Genomic DNA, 15,305 nt, shown 5'->3' on the forward strand with positions numbered 1-15,305 from the left:
ATCACCGCAATTTGTGCATTTGTATATGCCGGGATGTGGAGCAGTAGTCCATGAACTATATAAAGAGTCAAAAGAGGAGTCTTGTGAGTGAACAAGATGTTTTCCCTGGTTGTATAACGCCACATGCATCTCCTTGCGTGGTAAATTTCTATATAGTAATTTCTAGGAAATATACAGAAGCGGATCTGAATCGTACTTTCCTTGCCTTTCCGTGCATACCAAGAGTCAAAGCTACTATTTAGCCACTACTCTGTCCAGTCTTCAGAGTGAAGAAATAGAAAAATCTTGTTGGAACGAGGTGCCTGAATCGATACTTCAGCCGGTCACTTTTGATGTGACCTTGAGCTGCTCTTCATCGTGTACCAAATGACCTAGTACCAAGGTTCGGTTATCGAAAAAATTGAAGTAATTTCCCCTTGCCCCACCGCAGTCAACGCCAGCGCCCGACTGTCCAGATCCTGTGTCACCCGCTTGCGCTTAAACGCGGTCTGCAACAGCGCCACGCCCAGCGAGCCAGCAGGATGCGGCCGGCGCATGCTCCAGTCCAGGCGCGGGCAGGCAAACTTGCGGCGCAGGGTCGTCAAGTCCTGGACTTCTATTCCCAAACCGAGAAACAACGCCTCGCCACTTTCACTCAAGCGATACGCCTGCTCGTCGGTTGCAATGACCTGCAACTGGCCACAGTAGATGCGGCGGCCGAACAACTGCGCGGTTACTTTATCGAGCTGCTCGCCGAACCCGCCAGCGACTTCCTCAGCGCGATCCAGCAGCGCTTTGCCGGCGATCAAGACACCCTGATCGCCAATCTGACCGGCCTCTGCTCGCAGACGTTCGAAGCCTGCGCCGGACTGATCGGCAACACGCTGTCGGCGTTACGTCGTCAGCCGGCGTTGCGCGGCGAATCCATCGAAGCACTGCTCAACGAAGTCCAGCGCTTCGATCCGCCCGTGCAGAACACCCGCCGCTTCGTTGCAACTTGCTGCGATATCGACGGCATGCGGCTTGAGGCAGGTGATGTAATTGTGCTGTTGTTGGCCTCGGCCAACCGTGATCCGGCGCTGAATGACCAGCCGGAGCGGTTTTTGCTCGACCGACCAAATCGGCGCAGTTTCAGTTTTGGCAGCGGTCGGCATGAGTGCCCGGGGCAAGGGCTGGCGATGTGTATCGCCGCTGCGACCTTGAAGGAGATCCTTGCCAGTGGCCTTGATCTCAATTGCCTGAGCTGGAGTTACAGGCCTTCGCTTAATGGGCGGGTTCCACTTTTCAATCTTGGCGGCGTCTGATGATCAGTCTTCGCGAGCAGGCTCGCGAAGCGGCCTGTCCCAGTCACCCCACATTTATGGCTCAAACCACCCACTGCAAAATCAACCAGCTATTGGCCCCACTGATCAACACAAACAACCCCCACGCCAGCACCCGCGTCGGCCAGCGATTGACAAAAGGCCCCATCAATTGCCGGTCATTGGTCATACGGATCAATGGATACAAGGCAAACGGCAGTTGCAGGCTCAACACCACCTGACTGAGCACCAGCAGTTTGCCGACCGCGCCATCGCCCAACAGCCACACGCCGATAAACGCTGGAATCAGCGCCAGCCCGCGCGTCAGCAAGCGTCGCTGCCAGCACGGGATGCGCAGGTTCAGATAGCCTTCCATGATCACCTGTCCGGCAATGGTCCCGGTGAAGGTAGAACTCTGCCCGGAGGCGAGCAATGCCACGCCGAACAGCACGCTGGCCAGCGCACCGCCAACCAGCGGATCGAGCAGGTGATAAGCATCCTGAATATCGACCACATCGGTGTGTCCTGACTGGTGAAAGGCTGCGGCGGCGAGGATCAAAATCGCTGCGTTGACCAGCAACGCGAGCGCCAGCGAACCGATGGTGTCGATGCGCGCCAGATTCACCGCATCTTGCTTACTCGCCAGGTCCTTGCCGATCATGCGGGTCTGCACAATCGAGGTGTGCAGATAGAGGTTATGCGGCATCACCGTGGCCCCAAGAATGCCGATCGCCAGGTACAGCGGCGCGGCATCGCTGAGGGCTGACAGCGAGGGTTTGAAACCCTGCGCCACGTCTGGCCAGTACGGTTTGATCAGCAACAGCTCAACGAAAAAGCACACACCGATGGTCGCGACCAGCACCAGCATGATCGCCTCCAGACGGCGGAAACCGCGATTCTGCAGGGCCAGCACCAGCAGCGTGTCGAACGCTGTCAGGGCAATGCCGAAGGTCAGCGAACAACCGAGCAACAAGTGAAACGCCAGCGCACAGCCGAGTACTTCAGCGAGGTCGGTGGCGATGATCGAGATCTCCGCAAGTCCCCATTGCAGCCGTGCGGTCGCCGGGCTGTAGCGCTCGCGGGACAATTGCGCCAGGTCGCGCCCGGTGGCGATGCCCAGCCGCGAGCACAGGCATTGCACGACCATGCCGGCCAGACTCGCGAGCAAGACCACGAACAGCAGGCTGTAACCAAAACGCGATCCGGCCTCGATGGCCGTCGCCCAGTTGCCCGGGTCCATGTAGCCGATCGACACCAGCAAACCGGGGCCGGCGAAACGCAGCACGCGTTTGAAGAACGAGGCAGTTGGATCGACCGCGACACTACCGGCCACTTCCGGCGGGCAAAACGGCGCGGTGGCGATTTTCGGCAAGCTGAATTTCACGAACACATCCAGAAACAAATCGGAAAGACGCAGCTTAGACGTTTCAACCAAAGCCTTGAAGAACAAAAGATCGCAGCCTTCGGCAGCTCCTGCATTGGGATGCAATTTCGTGCAGGAGCTGCCGAAGGCTGCGACCTTTTGATCTTACTGACTTGCCCCCAGCAACTGCTCGCGCAATTGGGGGTCGCGCGTGCGCGGATCCAGCCAGATGTCGAAAAACGCCTGCGCGAACTGCGGATCGTCCACCGCGTGCTGTAACTGCTGACCCACAAAAAAACGCGCGCCCTGCCCCGGCAGATAGACGCCGGTAATGCGCGTGCCCGCCTGCACATCGATAAACGCTTGCTCCATCTGACGCTGCCAGCCGGCCAGTTGCACAGGGCTGACACCAGGGCCCGCCAGACGTTTTATTTCATCGACACTGGCCTTGACCAGTTCGTCCCGGGACAGCGAACGCCGGTAGATCAGCTCCAGCGCGAAGGGTTGCCCTGGCGCCAGCGGTTGCGCGGCACTCCACAGGCGCGCGCTGTAGACATCGAAGCCCCAGACACTGAAATCACCGCTGCCGATGATGCGTGCGCCCGGCACAGCGTCCTGCCAATTGGCCCAGACCGGCATCAGCAACAAGGCCCACACGCCGATGCCGGACAGGACCTTCAGTGTTCTGCTCATTGCGTTATCGACTCCGGCATGCCCTGACAGTCGGAGCATAGCCGATTCGATGCCTGAACTTTGTATACAAAACCCGCACACATAGGCAGCAATCTTCAGTCGGCAATGCTAACGTGGCTCACCCCACCCGACGGAGACACCTGCGTGCTGATCCTCAAACTGCTGCTGATTCCCGGATTTCTGCTGCTGATTTCCCTGGCAGGCAAACGTTGGGGGCCGAGCGTGGCCGGTTGGCTGTCGGGGTTGCCGGTGGTGGTCGGGCCGATTCTGTTTTTCCTCGCCATTGAACAGGGACCGCAATTTGCCGCGCAATCGGCGGTGGCGGCGCTGTCGGCAATGTTCGCGATGATTGCGTTCTGCATCACTTACGCGCAGGTCGCGCAACGGGCGAACTGGCCTTTGGCATTGATGGTTTCACTGGCGGTTTGGGGCATGCTGGCGCTGGTGCTGTCCGTGATTCCGGCATCTTTGCCGTTCTCGGTGATTGCGGCGGCAGTGGCGCTACTCGCTTCGCCTTATCTGTTCCCAGAGGTGCAGCCGATATTGAACGGGCCAGCGCCGAAGTCGGACAAACTGATCTGGCGGATGATTGCCGGTGCAGCGCTGACGCTGGTGGTGACGATGCTCGCCAGCACGGTCGGCGAACGCTGGAGCGGCCTGCTCGCGGTGTTTCCGGTGCTGGGCAGCGTCATGGCAGTGTTCTCGCAACAGACACGCGGACCGGCGTTCACCGCTGCATTATTGCGCGCAACCGCGACCGGCATGTATTCGTTTTCGGCGTTCTGCCTGGTGTCAGCCTTGACGTTGCCAAGCATGGGCCTCAGCGGTTTTGCAGTGGGAGTGGCGGTGTCGGTGGCGATGCTCGGGGTGACCCGCAAACTGCTGGCCAGACCCGCCCCGGCCAAAACTCCGCCCACTCAAGCTTGAACATTCCTGTGGCGAGGGAGCTTGCTCCCGCTGGGTAGCGAAGCGCCCCCAAACCATCCGACCCAATACATCTGACGCACCACGGTGCTTCGCACTGGAGCGCGAGCTTGCTCCCTCGCCACAGTTGCCTCTTGTCCAGATGAGCCGGGCTGGAGTGATCGCGCTCTGCGTGGGATGATCGCCCGCCTCGCACGACCATTCACCGGAGATTCACATGTCATTGCTGAGCAGAAAAGCCGCCGTCCTGTTGTTGGCGACTGTCGCCGGTCTCGGTGCGATCAACGCGCACGCTGCCAGGGAAAAAGTCAAAACCGAGAAAGTCTCGATGCTCGACGGCAAGCTCACCTTTGTCCTGCCCAAGGGCTTTGTCGCTGAGCCGCTGCCGGTCAGCCCCAGTGGCGCCCAGGGCACGATGTACACCAACCAGACCACAAAAACCGTGGTCATCACCGCCGAAAACCAGATTCCCGCCGGGCAGAACGTCAAGGACAACGACGGCGAATTCCTCGATGGCAGCGTGTCGAGTTTCATCGATGATCAACGCAAGGCCCTGCCGGATTTCAACAAGCTCAGCGAAAAGAGCCTGACCCAGAAAGGCACCGGCCTGGGCCTGCGTCAGGTTGACAGCACTGCCACGCAGGGCGGCGGCCAGACCCTCAACACCACGTTGATGGCCGGCTCCGGGACGAAGATGGCGCTGGTTCAGGTGATCTCCCGGGCCAGCGACAAGAAGGCCCACGACGCCTTGGTGAAAACCATCGTCAAGGATTGAGCCGCTGCAACCAGCCATTCAAGTCGCGCAGCTCGGCCGCACTGATGCTGTGGCCGACGCCGGGATAAGCGTGGAACTCGGGCTTGTAATCGAGTTTCTGCAACAGTGCATCGGCTTCCGTGCCGTGGCGATAAGGCACCGGATCGTCTGCGGTGCCGTGGCCGATGAAAACATGCACCGGCAGCGGCGGCTGCCCTGGCTTCAGTTCGCTTTTCAGCACGGGCAAGAGACGCCCGCTCAACGCCGCGAACCCGCCCACGATGGCGGGCGGGCGCAAGCCCACTTCGTAGCTCATCATCGCGCCCTGGCTGAAGCCGACCAGGTACACTTTGTCCGTGGTCGTGTGGTATTTCTTCGCCGCCTGAGCAATGAAGTGACGCAGTTTCTCGCCGCTGGCCTTCAGATCGTCGGTCTCGCCGTTGTAGGCGCCTTCGCCTTTTTTGCGAAACCACTGGTAACGCCCTTCGCCCAACGCCATCGGCGCCTGCACCGACAGGTAGTTGTACTGCGCCGGTAGCTGAAATTTCATACCGATCAGGTCGGCCTCGTTACTGCCGTAGCCGTGCAGGAAAATCACCAGCGGACGCGGCTCGGCGTCGGCGTGGACCTGTTCGAGGTACTTGAGCGGCAGGTCGGTTTGCAGAGTGATTTGCGCGTGGACGGCGGTGGATGCGAGCAAGGCCAGCAGGGCGAATATTTTCAGCATTGGAGCGTTCCTTCACAGAGTGTCGGGTTCGCGGTGAGCCTAACATCCTCGGATGAGGATCCAAATTTTGTGCTGTGGCTGATGTCGCTATCGCGAGCAGGCTCACTCCTACAGGTGGAACGCATTGCAAAATGTAGGAGTGAGCCTGCTCGCGAAGAGGCCCTTGAACCCGACAGAAATCCTCAGTCATTGGTCAGCTTCCCGGTGCGAAACGCCACCCGCCCCGCCACTTTCGCCTGCCAGATCCCCGGTTCGGTATAACGCCCCCGATCAATCGCAAACAACACGCCGCTGGTGCCGGCGCGCACGGTGGTCACGCGATCCTGCAAGGGATCGACCACCTCGAACAGCGCGTCACCCTGCTCCACCCACTCACCGGCATTGCGCAAGAAACTCACCACGCCATGGTGCGGCGCGAACAGGTATTCGGTGCCTTCGAACGGCAGGCCTTCACAGCACTCGCTCGGCGCCGCCGGCCATTCACCACTGATCAAACCCTGCTCGGCAAGAAAGCCAAGAATCGCTTCGCAATTGGCCCGGGCCTGATCGACGCGGGTGTCGCCCATGCTGCCCAGCTCCAGCGTGGTCGCCAGATTCGCCGGCGGAATCGCCGCGTTCGGGAATGATTTGGCCAGACGCAACCACGGCGTCGAGCAGGACTCATCGAACGAGCTGCCGCCGGAATCTTCGCAGAGCAACGCTACGCCCGCTTGCAGCCGCGCGGCCAGCGATTGCCACTGCGGCCAGTGCTGCGGCAGCGCGTAGAGGTGAATCGCAGCGTCAAAGTCGCAATGCAAATCGAGGGTGATGTCGGCGTCGCATGCGTGACGCAGCAACAAACGGTGCAAGGCTTCCAGTTGAGAATTTGGTGCCGGTAACTCGTCAAAGACCTGAGCCATGGCCTGGCGGATCAGCGCGACATTGGCCTCGGCATCCGCGCCCAGACGCTCGCCCACCAGCGCCGCAACCGGGGCACTGAGTTCGACGAAGGCGCGGTTGAAATTCTTGCCACTGCCCAGTTCGAAACGGCCCAAGTGATTGCCTTGCAGGTGCTGGTCCAGGCCGATCGGGTTGGCCACCGGCACCAACTCGATGACGCCCTGCAGGCGGCCCTGCTGTTCCAGCTCGTTGAGGCGCAGCTTGAGTTCCCATGCGGTGCGCATGCCCGGCAGTTCATCGGCGTGCAGGCTGGCCTGAATGTACGCTTTGCGGTTGCCGGTGCCGTAACGGAACACACTGAGCGAGCGCTCGCTGCCCAAATGGCTCCAGGGCAGGACATGGTCGATGCGTTGCATGGGAAACTCCTTGCTATCCGGATCACGCCGACACCCCTGTAGGAGTGAGCCTGCTCGCGATAGCGGTTTACCATTCAACATCATCATTGACTGACGAACCGCTATCGCGAGCAGGCTCACTCCTACAGGGGATCGGTGAATTTAGAGTGCAAAAAAAGTGGCCACCGCGCAAACGGGGCCACTTTTTTCTACGGTCTATTAATGGCCGTACACGTCAAAGTCGAAGTACTTGTCTTGCACTTTCTTGTACTCACCATTGGCGCGGATTGCGGTGATGGCTTTGTTGAACTGCTCGGCGAGCGCGGTATCGCCCTTGCGCACTGCGATGCCGGCGCCGCCGCCGAAGTACTTGGCGTCTTCGTAAGTCGGGCCGACGAATTCGAAGCCTTTGCCGGCGTCGGTTTTCAGGAAACCGTCGCTGAGGTTGACCGAGTCGGCCAGCATCGCGTCCAGACGACCCGAGGTGATGTCCAGGTTAGCTTCCTGCTGCGAGCCGTAGCGCACCAGTTCGATCCCGGCCGGAACCAGCACTTCGGTGGCGTAACGGTCATGAGTACTGGCGCGCAGCACGCCGACTTTCTTGCCCTTGAGTTCGGTCAGCGGGTCTTTGACGCCCGAGCCAGCCTTCATCACGAAGCGCGCCGGGGTATGGTAGTACTTGATGGTGAAATCGACGTTTTTCTTGCGGTCATCGGTGATGGTCATCGACGACAGAATCGCGTCGATTTTCTTCACTTTCAGTGCCGGGATCAGGCCGTCGAACTCTTGCTCGACCCAAGTGCATTTGACGTTCATCTGTGCGCACAGCGCATCGCCGATGTCGACGTCGAAACCGGTCAGTTTGCCGTCAGGGGTTTTCATCGAGAATGGCGGATACCCGGCTTCGATACCGATGCGGATCGGCTTGGCGTCTGCAGCCACAGCGGTCAAGGACAACATCGACAGTGCCAGGGCACCGAACATCACTAGCTTTTTCATTTATTACTCCCGTGCGGAGGCTTTTATTGGCAGCTTTCGATTCAGCGTTCGGCAATGGCTTTTTAACAGCAAACACCGAAGTGGCCGGCAGTCTATGGCGCCGCGCACGGAGGCAATTGTCTTTAAGCGACAAATACTTACAGAAGATCGGCGGACCCATTGACCGAAGTCAACGCGTGCGCCGCAGTGGTGCAAAGGCTGTAGGACAGGACCTTTATTCGCGCAGGAAAAACACAAATGGGCCTGCAATCTGTGGCGAGGGAGCTTGCTCCCGCTGGGTCGCGCAGCGGCCCCCATGATTTTACGACCGCTGCGCAGCCGAGCGGGAGCAAGCTCCCTTGCCACAAGTATCAGCATGCGCAGGCGACAGGTGTGTTGGCGACCGGCGCCACGCTCAGCTTGAAGCCTTCGTCCAGCCATCCCGTCACGCCGCCGATCATCTCCTTGACCGGGTAGCCCAGCGCCGCCAGCTTCACGGCCGCCTTGTTCGCGCCGTTGCAATGCGGGCCGGCGCAATAGACCACGAACAGGGTACTTTTCGCATAGTCCGCGAGGCTTTCGGCCGTCAACAACCGCGTCGGAATATTGATCGCCCCCGGCACATGCCCGCGCTCGAAGGCCAACGGTCCGCGCACATCGACCAGAACAAAATCAACCTCACCGGCTTCCTGGCTACTGAAGACGTCAGAACAATCGGTTTCGAAAGTCAGACGATTGCTGAAATGCATCAGGGCGATGGCCGACGGGGCTGCGGGAATAGTACGAACCAGGCTGGTCATGGGGTATTGCTCCTATGTCTGCGGGTGTAAACAGACTTTATCGAGCCGCCGCCTGGCGCTACAGTGGCGTACAAGACACTGACCGGGAATTTTCCGCCAAATGCCGACTTCACCAGGACTGGTTACGATTCTGGCCTACGATGGCCTCTGTACTTTCGAGTTTGGCATCGCCGTGGAGATCTTCGGCCTGGCCCGGCCGGAGTTCGATTTCCCTTGGTACGAACACGCGATTGCCGCCGTCGACCAAGGCCCGATGCGCGCCATGGGCGGTATTCAGGTACTGGCTGACGGCGGCCTGGAACTGCTCGCCGCAGCGCGTACCATCGTCATTCCCGGCTGGCGCGACCGTAACGCACCGGTGCCGCCAGCACTGATCGAGGCGTTGCGTCAGGCGCATGCCCGCGGCGCTCGTTTGCTGTCGATCTGCTCCGGAGTATTTGTTCTTGCGGCCAGCGGTTTGCTCGACGGCCATCGCGCCACCACGCATTGGCGCTACACCGCCGAACTGGCGCAACGCTTCCCGGCCATCGAGGTCGATCCCGACGTGCTGTACGTCGACGCCGGTCAGCTGATCACTTCGGCAGGCAGCGCGGCCGGCATAGACGCTTGCCTGCACCTGGTGACGCGTGACTTCGGCACGCAGATCGCAAACGCCGTGGCACGGCGACTGGTCATGTCGCCGCAGCGCACCGGCGGTCAGGCGCAGTTCATCCCCACGCCCGTCAGCCCGACACCGCGCAGCGACCTGTCGCGAGTCATGCAATGGGCCCGCGAACGCCTGCACGAACCGCTGGAAGTGCGCGATCTGGCCAGTGAAGCGGCAATGAGCGAGCGCACCTTTCTGCGGCGCTTCACCGAAGCCAGCGGCCAATCGCCCAAGGCGTGGCTGCAGCATGAACGCCTGGCGCGGGCGCGAGAATTACTGGAAAGCACCCACCAACACACCGAGCAAATCGCCCAACGCTGCGGCTATCGTTCGGTGGAGAGTTTTCGTGTCGCGTTTCGTAGCGTGGTGGGCGTACCGCCTTCGGTTTATCGGGAGCGGTTTGGGCGGGGTTGAACACCAGTTCCTGAGGTGAATTTGAAGGCATCTTCGCGATCGAACCTGCTCTCACTTTTTTAATGCGCTGCCCCTGTGGGAGCGAGCCTGCTCGCGAAGGCGTAAGAAAAAACGCAGCATTATTCCAGCACCAGCCATGAGCTACAGCGTCTTGCGCCTTTGCCTACAACTTCGCCCGAATTCGCTGGCTTGTACGGGTTAGCGCTCGCCCGTAAGTTGATTTGTATTGCTGATTGGTCAGTGATCTGCACTGCACGCTTACAGATTCAACCTACGCTTCACCACTAACCCGGAATAAATCCCTCCATGAATGATCATCAAACATCCTCCCCGCGCTTCTTGAGCATATGGGATGCACTGGAAGACACGCCTCGGGAAGCGGCCAACATGCGTTTGCGAGCCAAGCTCATGCGCTCGCTTTGCGAGACCATTCGAGCGTGGGAGCTGCCTCAGAAAGACGCTGCACAGAGATTGGGAGTCTCGCAGCCGCGCCTCAATGATGTACTCAACGGGAAAATCGACAAGTTTTCGCTGGACGCTCTGGTCAACCTCTCGGCTGCGGCAAAGCTGGAGGTGGATATTTGCTTTCCGTCAGGCTCACCATTGCAATGGGTCTGACAAGTGATCTGCTGAGGATCGTCGTCAATTAACCTGAATGCGGAAGTCAGCGAGGATAAAGGACGTGTGGGCGCGGAGGTAAACGTCGACGTCATCCAGCGTATGCAATGGTCCGCTGGATGACTTGGCACTGTCCCTATCGTCCTGACGAACCACCGTTACGGTATACACCCCTTCCCTTCGAACCAAGGTCCCGGTGGTCTTGATTATCCTTCCATTCTGCTGAGTAAAGGAGCTCACGCTTATCGGCTTGGCCTGGAGGTCCTGAGCCACCTTCGCCTTGAGCTTTTTGCGCTTGCCAAGCAATTCCTTGCTAACCACCCAACTCCCCACTCCCGCTGCAACGGACAAGACATACATGTAGTTGTAATTCGATCTGCCACGCGTTCCATGCTTTTCAACCAACCAATCGGTCACGCGAAACGACTTGCCAAATATCCATCAGATTTATTCCCAAGCGTAAAGGCAGTTAACCTCAATCCTCCCGCGTCAAAACCTCCAGCAACTCTATCTCGAACACCAGATTCGAATTCGGCGGAATCTTGCCCATGGTCCGCTCGCCATAACCCAGATGCGCCGGCACCAACAATTTGCGTTTGCCGCCCACCTGCATACCCATCAAGCCTTGATCCCAGCCTTTGATAACCCGACCAGTGCCGATCACGCACTGAAATGGTTTGCCCCGGCTCCAGGACGAATCGAATTCTGTGCGGTCTTCCAGCCAGCCTGTGTATTGAGTGGTAATCAGCGCACCCTTGACCGCGGCTTTGCCGGTGCCTGGCTGCAGGTCGATGATTTGCAGTTCGTTTGTCATGTTGGTTAACTCATTCACGATGGCCCGGTCGGGCGCGGATGGCGTTTTTCGCAGAATCCGTCGACGATGGCAATCCATGGAACCGAAAACACGCGTTGCCGCTCACATGTGTATCGACATCGTATGACGACAAGGATGCTTTGATGACCGACTCTCGATTGCTGCGCAGTTTCATCCCGCCCTACATCCTCAACCGCATCATTGCTCACGGTTCGGAGCCGCAGCGCAACGCCGCGATGCAGACGCTCAATCATGTGCGCAGCCTGTTGCCCAACCCTGGCCGCCCTTCCCAGCCGCCGGCGCGCGCGGTTCTGCCGCAAGCGAGCAAACCCGGGCTGGCCCGGCGCAGCGTGCATGATGCGCAAAACAAAATGCTCCTGCCGGGCATGCCGGTGCGCCTCGAAGGCCAGCCGCCGTCAGGCGATCCGGCGGTCGATGAGGCCTACGACGCGTTGGGCGCCAGCTATGATTTCTTCTGGAAAGTGCTCGGTCGCGACTCGATCGACAATCAGGGATTCGCCCTGATTGGCAGCGTGCATTACGGCCAAGGCTACGAGAATGCTTTCTGGAACGGCGCGCAAATGGTCTTCGGTGACGGCGACGGCGAAATCTTCCAGCGTTTCACCCGCTCTCTGGACGTCATTGCCCACGAACTGGCGCATGGCGTCACGGAGAGCGAGGCGGGGCTGATTTACGCCAACCAGTCCGGCGCGTTGAACGAGTCGCTGTCGGATGTGTTTGGCGTGCTGACCAAGCAATACACTCTTGGGCATACGGTCGAACAAGCCGATTGGCTGATCGGTGCCGACCTGCTGATGCCAAAGATTCAGGGCAAGGGTCTGCGCTCGATGTCGCACCCCGGCACGGCGTACGATGACCCGTTGCTGGGCAAGGATCCGCAACCAGAGCACATGCGCAAGTTCGTCATCACCAGCGAAGACAATGGCGGCGTGCACATCAATTCCGGCATTCCCAACCGTGCGTTTTATCTGGCAGCCCGCGCCTTTGGCGGATTTGCGTGGGAGAAAGCCGGACGAATCTGGTACGACACGCTGTGCGATGACCGCCTGAGCCAGGATGCAACGTTCGACGCATTTGCCAAACTGACGATCGACCACGCCGGCCAGCGCTTCGGCGCCGAAGCAGCCGACGCAGTGCAGCAAGCCTGGGCACAGGTCGGCATCGAATAATCCGAGGAGGCTGTATGAAAACGCTACCCGAGTTAGGCGACGATTCCGTTTTGCGAGTGTCTCGCCAAGGTGGCGTTGCAGCAATCCACAGCCTGAGCCGTCCGCGCGAAATAGAATTCGCGCAATGCGACATCAGTCAGCGCTCAAGGATTTGCTCGGTGCTGGAGGGCTGTTTGCCGCTGGACACCAGCGAATCCGGACGTGGCGATCAACGCTTCTATCAGATTGAGGTGCGCTATCAGTCCGGGGAGATGGAGATGGTGCTGAAGGTGCCGGAGGATCGGGCGCCGGGGGATCTGGTGCATCTTTGGGACAAGGGGGAGCTTTCGTAAACACTCCCCCGGCATTCAGGCCTATCGCTCGACCGGCTGCATCTCGACAATCGTGCCATTGGTGATCATCACCATCACGTACTTGTCATTGATCTGCACCCACTGCGCCTGCTCGATCGGTGCTTTCAGACCTTTGGCTTTCCAGTTCTTCAGAGCCTTGTCTTCGCGCTGATACATCTCCGGCGCGCGGTCGTTGACCTTCAGTTGACGGTCGCTGGTCGGCGATTGCACGGAGGGGTCGCTGGAGGTTTGCGCCGCTTGAACAATGGGCGTGATCCCAGCGATGCCGGCGACAAGGGCCAGGCTGGCAATTAGGGTTTTGCTGTTCATCGGTGAACCTCTTTCAGATAGGTAGTACCTGAACTCCGACTGCGCGGCGCGGGAAACATTCCTTGTTTTTTGGCGGAGATGGACGTTAGAGAGCCTTGTCCATCAGACCGCCATCGCTGGCAAGCCAGCTCCCACAAGGGTTTGTGCTACACCATAATTTTTGACCTGAGCTCCGGTCCCTGTAGGAGTGAGCCTGCTCGCGATAGCGTCCGACCAGCCGATGTCACTGCCGCCTGACCCACCGCCATCGCGAGCAGGCTCACTCCTACAAGAGCAAAAGCAAGATCAAAAGATCGCAGCCTTCGGCAGCTCCTACAGTCTCCACGTTCGCCCTTAGGTCGAGTGTCAGCTCGCCTGCTTTTGATCTTGATCCACGGGCGACGTCGGAAGGCTGAGTGGAGGGATTGATCCGGGCGTGGGAGCGCAGCGACCGTACGACGAAGTCGAACACAGCGCAAGGAGGTGCAGCGAAGCAAACCGGAAACGCTGCGCCCGGATCAATCCCGGAGCGAAGGAACCCGAGCCCCAGCGAGCGGGCCGTACGCCGGGGCAAAGCCTTTTGGGTTACCTTTTCGGCGTTTGGAAAAGGTGACTCGCTGTAAGGGCGGAACCCTAAGCCGCCCTGACCGCAGAAACGGATATGTACCCCGTCAGCCAGAACAAATCACCGCCTGATCCAACGCCTTGGCGAGGCAGGCTCGCTCCCACATTCATCTGCGCCGCTGCCATCGATTGATCCGCCCCACGCATCAATCCATGCCAACAATGCAATTAACAGATTGTTACATCTGCGCCACCATCCACCTCAATAAAAACCGTGCGCCGCCTCTCCGTAGCGCACGTCATAAAAGCGGTGGAGTACTTTTCTATGACAGCCTCAATCCCACAGAGCGGCTCGCGGGCCGGTGCCATTTTCCGGGTGACCTCGGGCAACTTCCTCGAACAGTTCGACTTCTTTCTGTTCGGCTTCTACGCCACGCAGATCGCGGCGGTGTTTTTCCCGGCGAGCAGCGAGTTCGCTTCCCTGATGATGACCTTTGCCGTGTTCGGCGCCGGTTTCCTGATGCGGCCGCTGGGCGCCATCGTGCTCGGCGCATACATCGACGATGTCGGTCGGCGCAAAGGTCTGATCGTCACCCTGTCGATCATGGCCAGCGGCACGATATTGATTGTGCTGGTGCCCGGATACGAAACCATCGGCCTGTTCGCTCCGGCGCTGGTATTGATCGGGCGCCTGTTGCAGGGCTTCTCGGCCGGTGCGGAATTGGGCGGTGTTTCGGTGTACCTGGCCGAGATCGCCACGCCGGGCCGCAAAGGCTTCTTCACGGCGTGGCAGTCGGCGAGTCAGCAAGTGGCGATCATCGTGGCTGCCGCGCTGGGCTACGGTCTGAATCAGTGGATGGAGCCGCAAGCGGTGGCCGATTGGGGCTGGCGGATTCCGTTTTTCGTCGGCTGCATGATCGTCCCGTTCATTTTCTTCCTGCGCCGTAATCTGGCGGAAACCGAAGAATTCACCGCGCGCAAACATCGCCCGAGCATGCGCGAAGTGTTCCGCACCTTGGGCCAGAACTGGGGCGTGGTGCTCGGCGGCATGTTGATGGTCGCGCTGACCACCACAGCGTTCTATTTGATCACCGTGTACGCGCCGACCTTCGGCAAAACCGTGCTGCACCTGAGCACTTCCGATGCCCTGCTGGTGACGCTGCTGGTTGGCGTTTCGAACTTCTTTTGGCTGCCGATTGGCGGCGCGTTGTCCGACCGCATCGGCCGTCGCCCGGTGCTGATCGCTATGTCGTTGCTGGCGCTGGCCACGACCTATCCGGCGCTGTCGTTCCTGGTGCAGGCGCCGAGTTTCACCCACATGCTGCTGTCGCTGTTGTGGCTGTCGTTTATTTACGGCCTGTACAACGGCGCGATGATTCCAGCGCTGACAGAAATCATGCCAGTGGAAGTGCGCGTCGCCGGTTTCTCGCTGGCCTACAGCCTGGCCACGGCGATTTTCGGCGGCTTCACCCCGGCGATGTCGACCTTCCTGATTCAGTACACCGGCGACAAAGCCGCGCCGGGTTACTGGATGAGCATCGGTGCGTTGTGCGCCCTGTGCGCCACGCTTTATCTGTACCGCCGTGCCGGTGGTCGTCTGCAACCTGTCGCGGCCTGAGGAAAAC

The 15,305-nt window shown here is 59.7% G+C and carries 16 protein-coding genes and 2 pseudogenes; 8 read left to right on the forward strand and 10 right to left on the reverse strand.

Annotated elements, in window-relative coordinates:
* Positions 1–389: 389 nt before the first annotated feature.
* Positions 390–659: pseudogene (locus HU743_RS27205) on the reverse strand (transcriptional regulator); the annotation flags it as partial.
* 12 nt (positions 660–671) lie between these two features.
* Between HU743_RS27205 and HU743_RS16225 the strand changes: the two are divergent.
* A pseudogene (locus tag HU743_RS16225) lies at positions 672–1,283 on the forward strand (cytochrome P450); the annotation flags it as partial.
* Positions 1,284–1,344: 61 nt separating this feature from the next.
* Here HU743_RS16225 and HU743_RS16230 read toward each other — a convergent pair.
* Both HU743_RS16230 and HU743_RS16235 read right to left on the reverse strand, forming a co-directional pair.
* Entirely contained in the window at positions 1,345–2,643 is a 1,299-nt protein-coding gene (locus tag HU743_RS16230; protein WP_186649833.1) for an Nramp family divalent metal transporter, read from the reverse strand.
* A gap of 165 nt (positions 2,644–2,808) precedes the next feature.
* The gene (locus tag HU743_RS16235; protein WP_186649770.1) at positions 2,809–3,336 is read right to left on the reverse strand and encodes a chalcone isomerase family protein; all 528 of its coding nucleotides are present in this window, start codon (positions 3,334–3,336) and stop codon (positions 2,809–2,811) included.
* A 144-nt stretch (positions 3,337–3,480) separates the two neighbouring features.
* Here HU743_RS16235 and HU743_RS16240 point away from each other — a divergent pair, with 144 nt between their 5' ends.
* On the forward strand, positions 3,481–4,263 hold the full coding sequence (locus HU743_RS16240) for a hypothetical protein (protein ID WP_186649772.1): 783 nt from the start codon (positions 3,481–3,483) through the stop codon (positions 4,261–4,263).
* Positions 4,264–4,477: 214 nt separating this feature from the next.
* Positions 4,478–5,035, forward strand: coding sequence for a hypothetical protein (locus HU743_RS16245; protein ID WP_186622686.1), 558 nt, complete (start codon positions 4,478–4,480; stop codon positions 5,033–5,035).
* On the opposite strand, the gene HU743_RS16250 is transcribed toward HU743_RS16245, so the two are convergent.
* The 4 genes from HU743_RS16250 to HU743_RS16265 all read right to left on the reverse strand — a co-directional run bounded on the left by HU743_RS16250 (position 5,025) and on the right by HU743_RS16265 (position 8,793).
* Complete coding sequence (locus HU743_RS16250; protein ID WP_186649774.1) at positions 5,025–5,741, reverse strand: prolyl oligopeptidase family serine peptidase; 717 nt, start codon at positions 5,739–5,741, stop codon at positions 5,025–5,027. The two genes, HU743_RS16245 and HU743_RS16250, sit on opposite strands and share 11 nt — an antisense overlap.
* A 182-nt stretch (positions 5,742–5,923) precedes the next feature.
* Positions 5,924–7,036: a succinylglutamate desuccinylase/aspartoacylase family protein gene (locus HU743_RS16255; RefSeq protein WP_186649776.1), complete on the reverse strand. Its 1,113-nt coding sequence runs from the start codon at positions 7,034–7,036 to the stop codon at positions 5,924–5,926.
* 198 nt (positions 7,037–7,234) lie between these two features.
* Positions 7,235–8,014: an ABC transporter substrate-binding protein gene (locus tag HU743_RS16260; RefSeq protein ID WP_186649778.1), complete on the reverse strand. Its 780-nt coding sequence runs from the start codon at positions 8,012–8,014 to the stop codon at positions 7,235–7,237.
* A gap of 350 nt (positions 8,015–8,364) precedes the next feature.
* On the reverse strand, positions 8,365–8,793 hold the full coding sequence (locus tag HU743_RS16265; protein ID WP_186622693.1) for a rhodanese-like domain-containing protein: 429 nt from the start codon (positions 8,791–8,793) through the stop codon (positions 8,365–8,367).
* Positions 8,794–8,893: 100 nt separating this feature from the next.
* Between HU743_RS16265 and ftrA the strand changes: the two genes are divergently transcribed.
* Positions 8,894–9,853: a transcriptional regulator FtrA gene (gene ftrA / locus HU743_RS16270; protein ID WP_186649781.1), complete on the forward strand. Its 960-nt coding sequence runs from the start codon at positions 8,894–8,896 to the stop codon at positions 9,851–9,853.
* Between the two features lie 306 nt (positions 9,854–10,159).
* Positions 10,160–10,471, forward strand: a complete 312-nt coding sequence (locus HU743_RS16275) for an XRE family transcriptional regulator (protein ID WP_186649783.1) — start codon at positions 10,160–10,162, stop codon at positions 10,469–10,471.
* 24 nt (positions 10,472–10,495) lie between these two features.
* Here HU743_RS16275 and HU743_RS16280 read toward each other — a convergent pair whose 3' ends face one another.
* Complete coding sequence (locus HU743_RS16280; protein WP_186649786.1) at positions 10,496–10,888, reverse strand: hypothetical protein; 393 nt, start codon at positions 10,886–10,888, stop codon at positions 10,496–10,498.
* Between the two features lie 58 nt (positions 10,889–10,946).
* Positions 10,947–11,285 (reverse strand): FKBP-type peptidyl-prolyl cis-trans isomerase, encoded by a 339-nt coding sequence (locus HU743_RS16285; protein ID WP_186649788.1) that lies wholly within the window; start codon positions 11,283–11,285, stop codon positions 10,947–10,949.
* A 143-nt stretch (positions 11,286–11,428) separates the two neighbouring features.
* Between HU743_RS16285 and HU743_RS16290 the strand changes: the two genes are divergently transcribed.
* Together HU743_RS16290 and HU743_RS16295 are read left to right on the forward strand one after the other, a co-directional pair.
* Positions 11,429–12,475 (forward strand): M4 family metallopeptidase, encoded by a 1,047-nt coding sequence (locus HU743_RS16290; protein ID WP_186649791.1) that lies wholly within the window; start codon positions 11,429–11,431, stop codon positions 12,473–12,475.
* Positions 12,476–12,489: 14 nt separating this feature from the next.
* Complete coding sequence (locus HU743_RS16295; RefSeq protein ID WP_186635692.1) at positions 12,490–12,807, forward strand: protealysin inhibitor emfourin; 318 nt, start codon at positions 12,490–12,492, stop codon at positions 12,805–12,807.
* Positions 12,808–12,828: 21 nt separating this feature from the next.
* Here the strand turns inward: HU743_RS16295 and HU743_RS16300 are convergent, their stop codons facing one another.
* Positions 12,829–13,137: an RcnB family protein gene (locus HU743_RS16300; protein ID WP_186551842.1), complete on the reverse strand. Its 309-nt coding sequence runs from the start codon at positions 13,135–13,137 to the stop codon at positions 12,829–12,831.
* 868 nt (positions 13,138–14,005) lie between these two features.
* On the opposite strand from HU743_RS16300, the gene HU743_RS16305 reads away from it, so the two are divergent.
* Positions 14,006–15,298, forward strand: coding sequence for an MFS transporter (locus tag HU743_RS16305; protein ID WP_186551841.1), 1,293 nt, complete (start codon positions 14,006–14,008; stop codon positions 15,296–15,298).
* Positions 15,299–15,305 lie beyond the last annotated feature (7 nt).

This window comes from Pseudomonas sp. SWRI99 (assembly GCF_014270125.1).
In the GTDB taxonomy this organism is placed as follows: domain Bacteria; phylum Pseudomonadota; class Gammaproteobacteria; order Pseudomonadales; family Pseudomonadaceae; genus Aquipseudomonas; species Aquipseudomonas hamedanensis.

Bases quoted from the DNA above. Each gene is read 5' to 3' on its own strand.
- HU743_RS16235 (WP_186649770.1), bottom strand. From the start codon at position 3,336: ATGAGCAGAACACTGAAGGTCCTGTCCGGCATCGGCGTGTGGGCCTTG.
- HU743_RS16245 (WP_186622686.1), top strand. From the start codon at position 4,478: ATGTCATTGCTGAGCAGAAAAGCCGCCGTCCTGTTGTTGGCGACTGTC.
- HU743_RS16250 (WP_186649774.1), bottom strand. From the start codon at position 5,741: ATGCTGAAAATATTCGCCCTGCTGGCCTTGCTCGCATCCACCGCCGTC.
- HU743_RS16255 (WP_186649776.1), bottom strand. From the start codon at position 7,036: ATGCAACGCATCGACCATGTCCTGCCCTGGAGCCATTTGGGCAGCGAG.
- HU743_RS16260 (WP_186649778.1), bottom strand. From the start codon at position 8,014: ATGAAAAAGCTAGTGATGTTCGGTGCCCTGGCACTGTCGATGTTGTCC.
- HU743_RS16265 (WP_186622693.1), bottom strand. From the start codon at position 8,793: ATGACCAGCCTGGTTCGTACTATTCCCGCAGCCCCGTCGGCCATCGCC.
- ftrA (WP_186649781.1), top strand. From the start codon at position 8,894: ATGCCGACTTCACCAGGACTGGTTACGATTCTGGCCTACGATGGCCTC.
- HU743_RS16275 (WP_186649783.1), top strand. From the start codon at position 10,160: ATGAATGATCATCAAACATCCTCCCCGCGCTTCTTGAGCATATGGGAT.
- HU743_RS16285 (WP_186649788.1), bottom strand. From the start codon at position 11,285: ATGACAAACGAACTGCAAATCATCGACCTGCAGCCAGGCACCGGCAAA.
- HU743_RS16290 (WP_186649791.1), top strand. From the start codon at position 11,429: ATGACCGACTCTCGATTGCTGCGCAGTTTCATCCCGCCCTACATCCTC.
- HU743_RS16295 (WP_186635692.1), top strand. From the start codon at position 12,490: ATGAAAACGCTACCCGAGTTAGGCGACGATTCCGTTTTGCGAGTGTCT.
- HU743_RS16300 (WP_186551842.1), bottom strand. From the start codon at position 13,137: ATGAACAGCAAAACCCTAATTGCCAGCCTGGCCCTTGTCGCCGGCATC.
- HU743_RS16305 (WP_186551841.1), top strand. From the start codon at position 14,006: ATGACAGCCTCAATCCCACAGAGCGGCTCGCGGGCCGGTGCCATTTTC.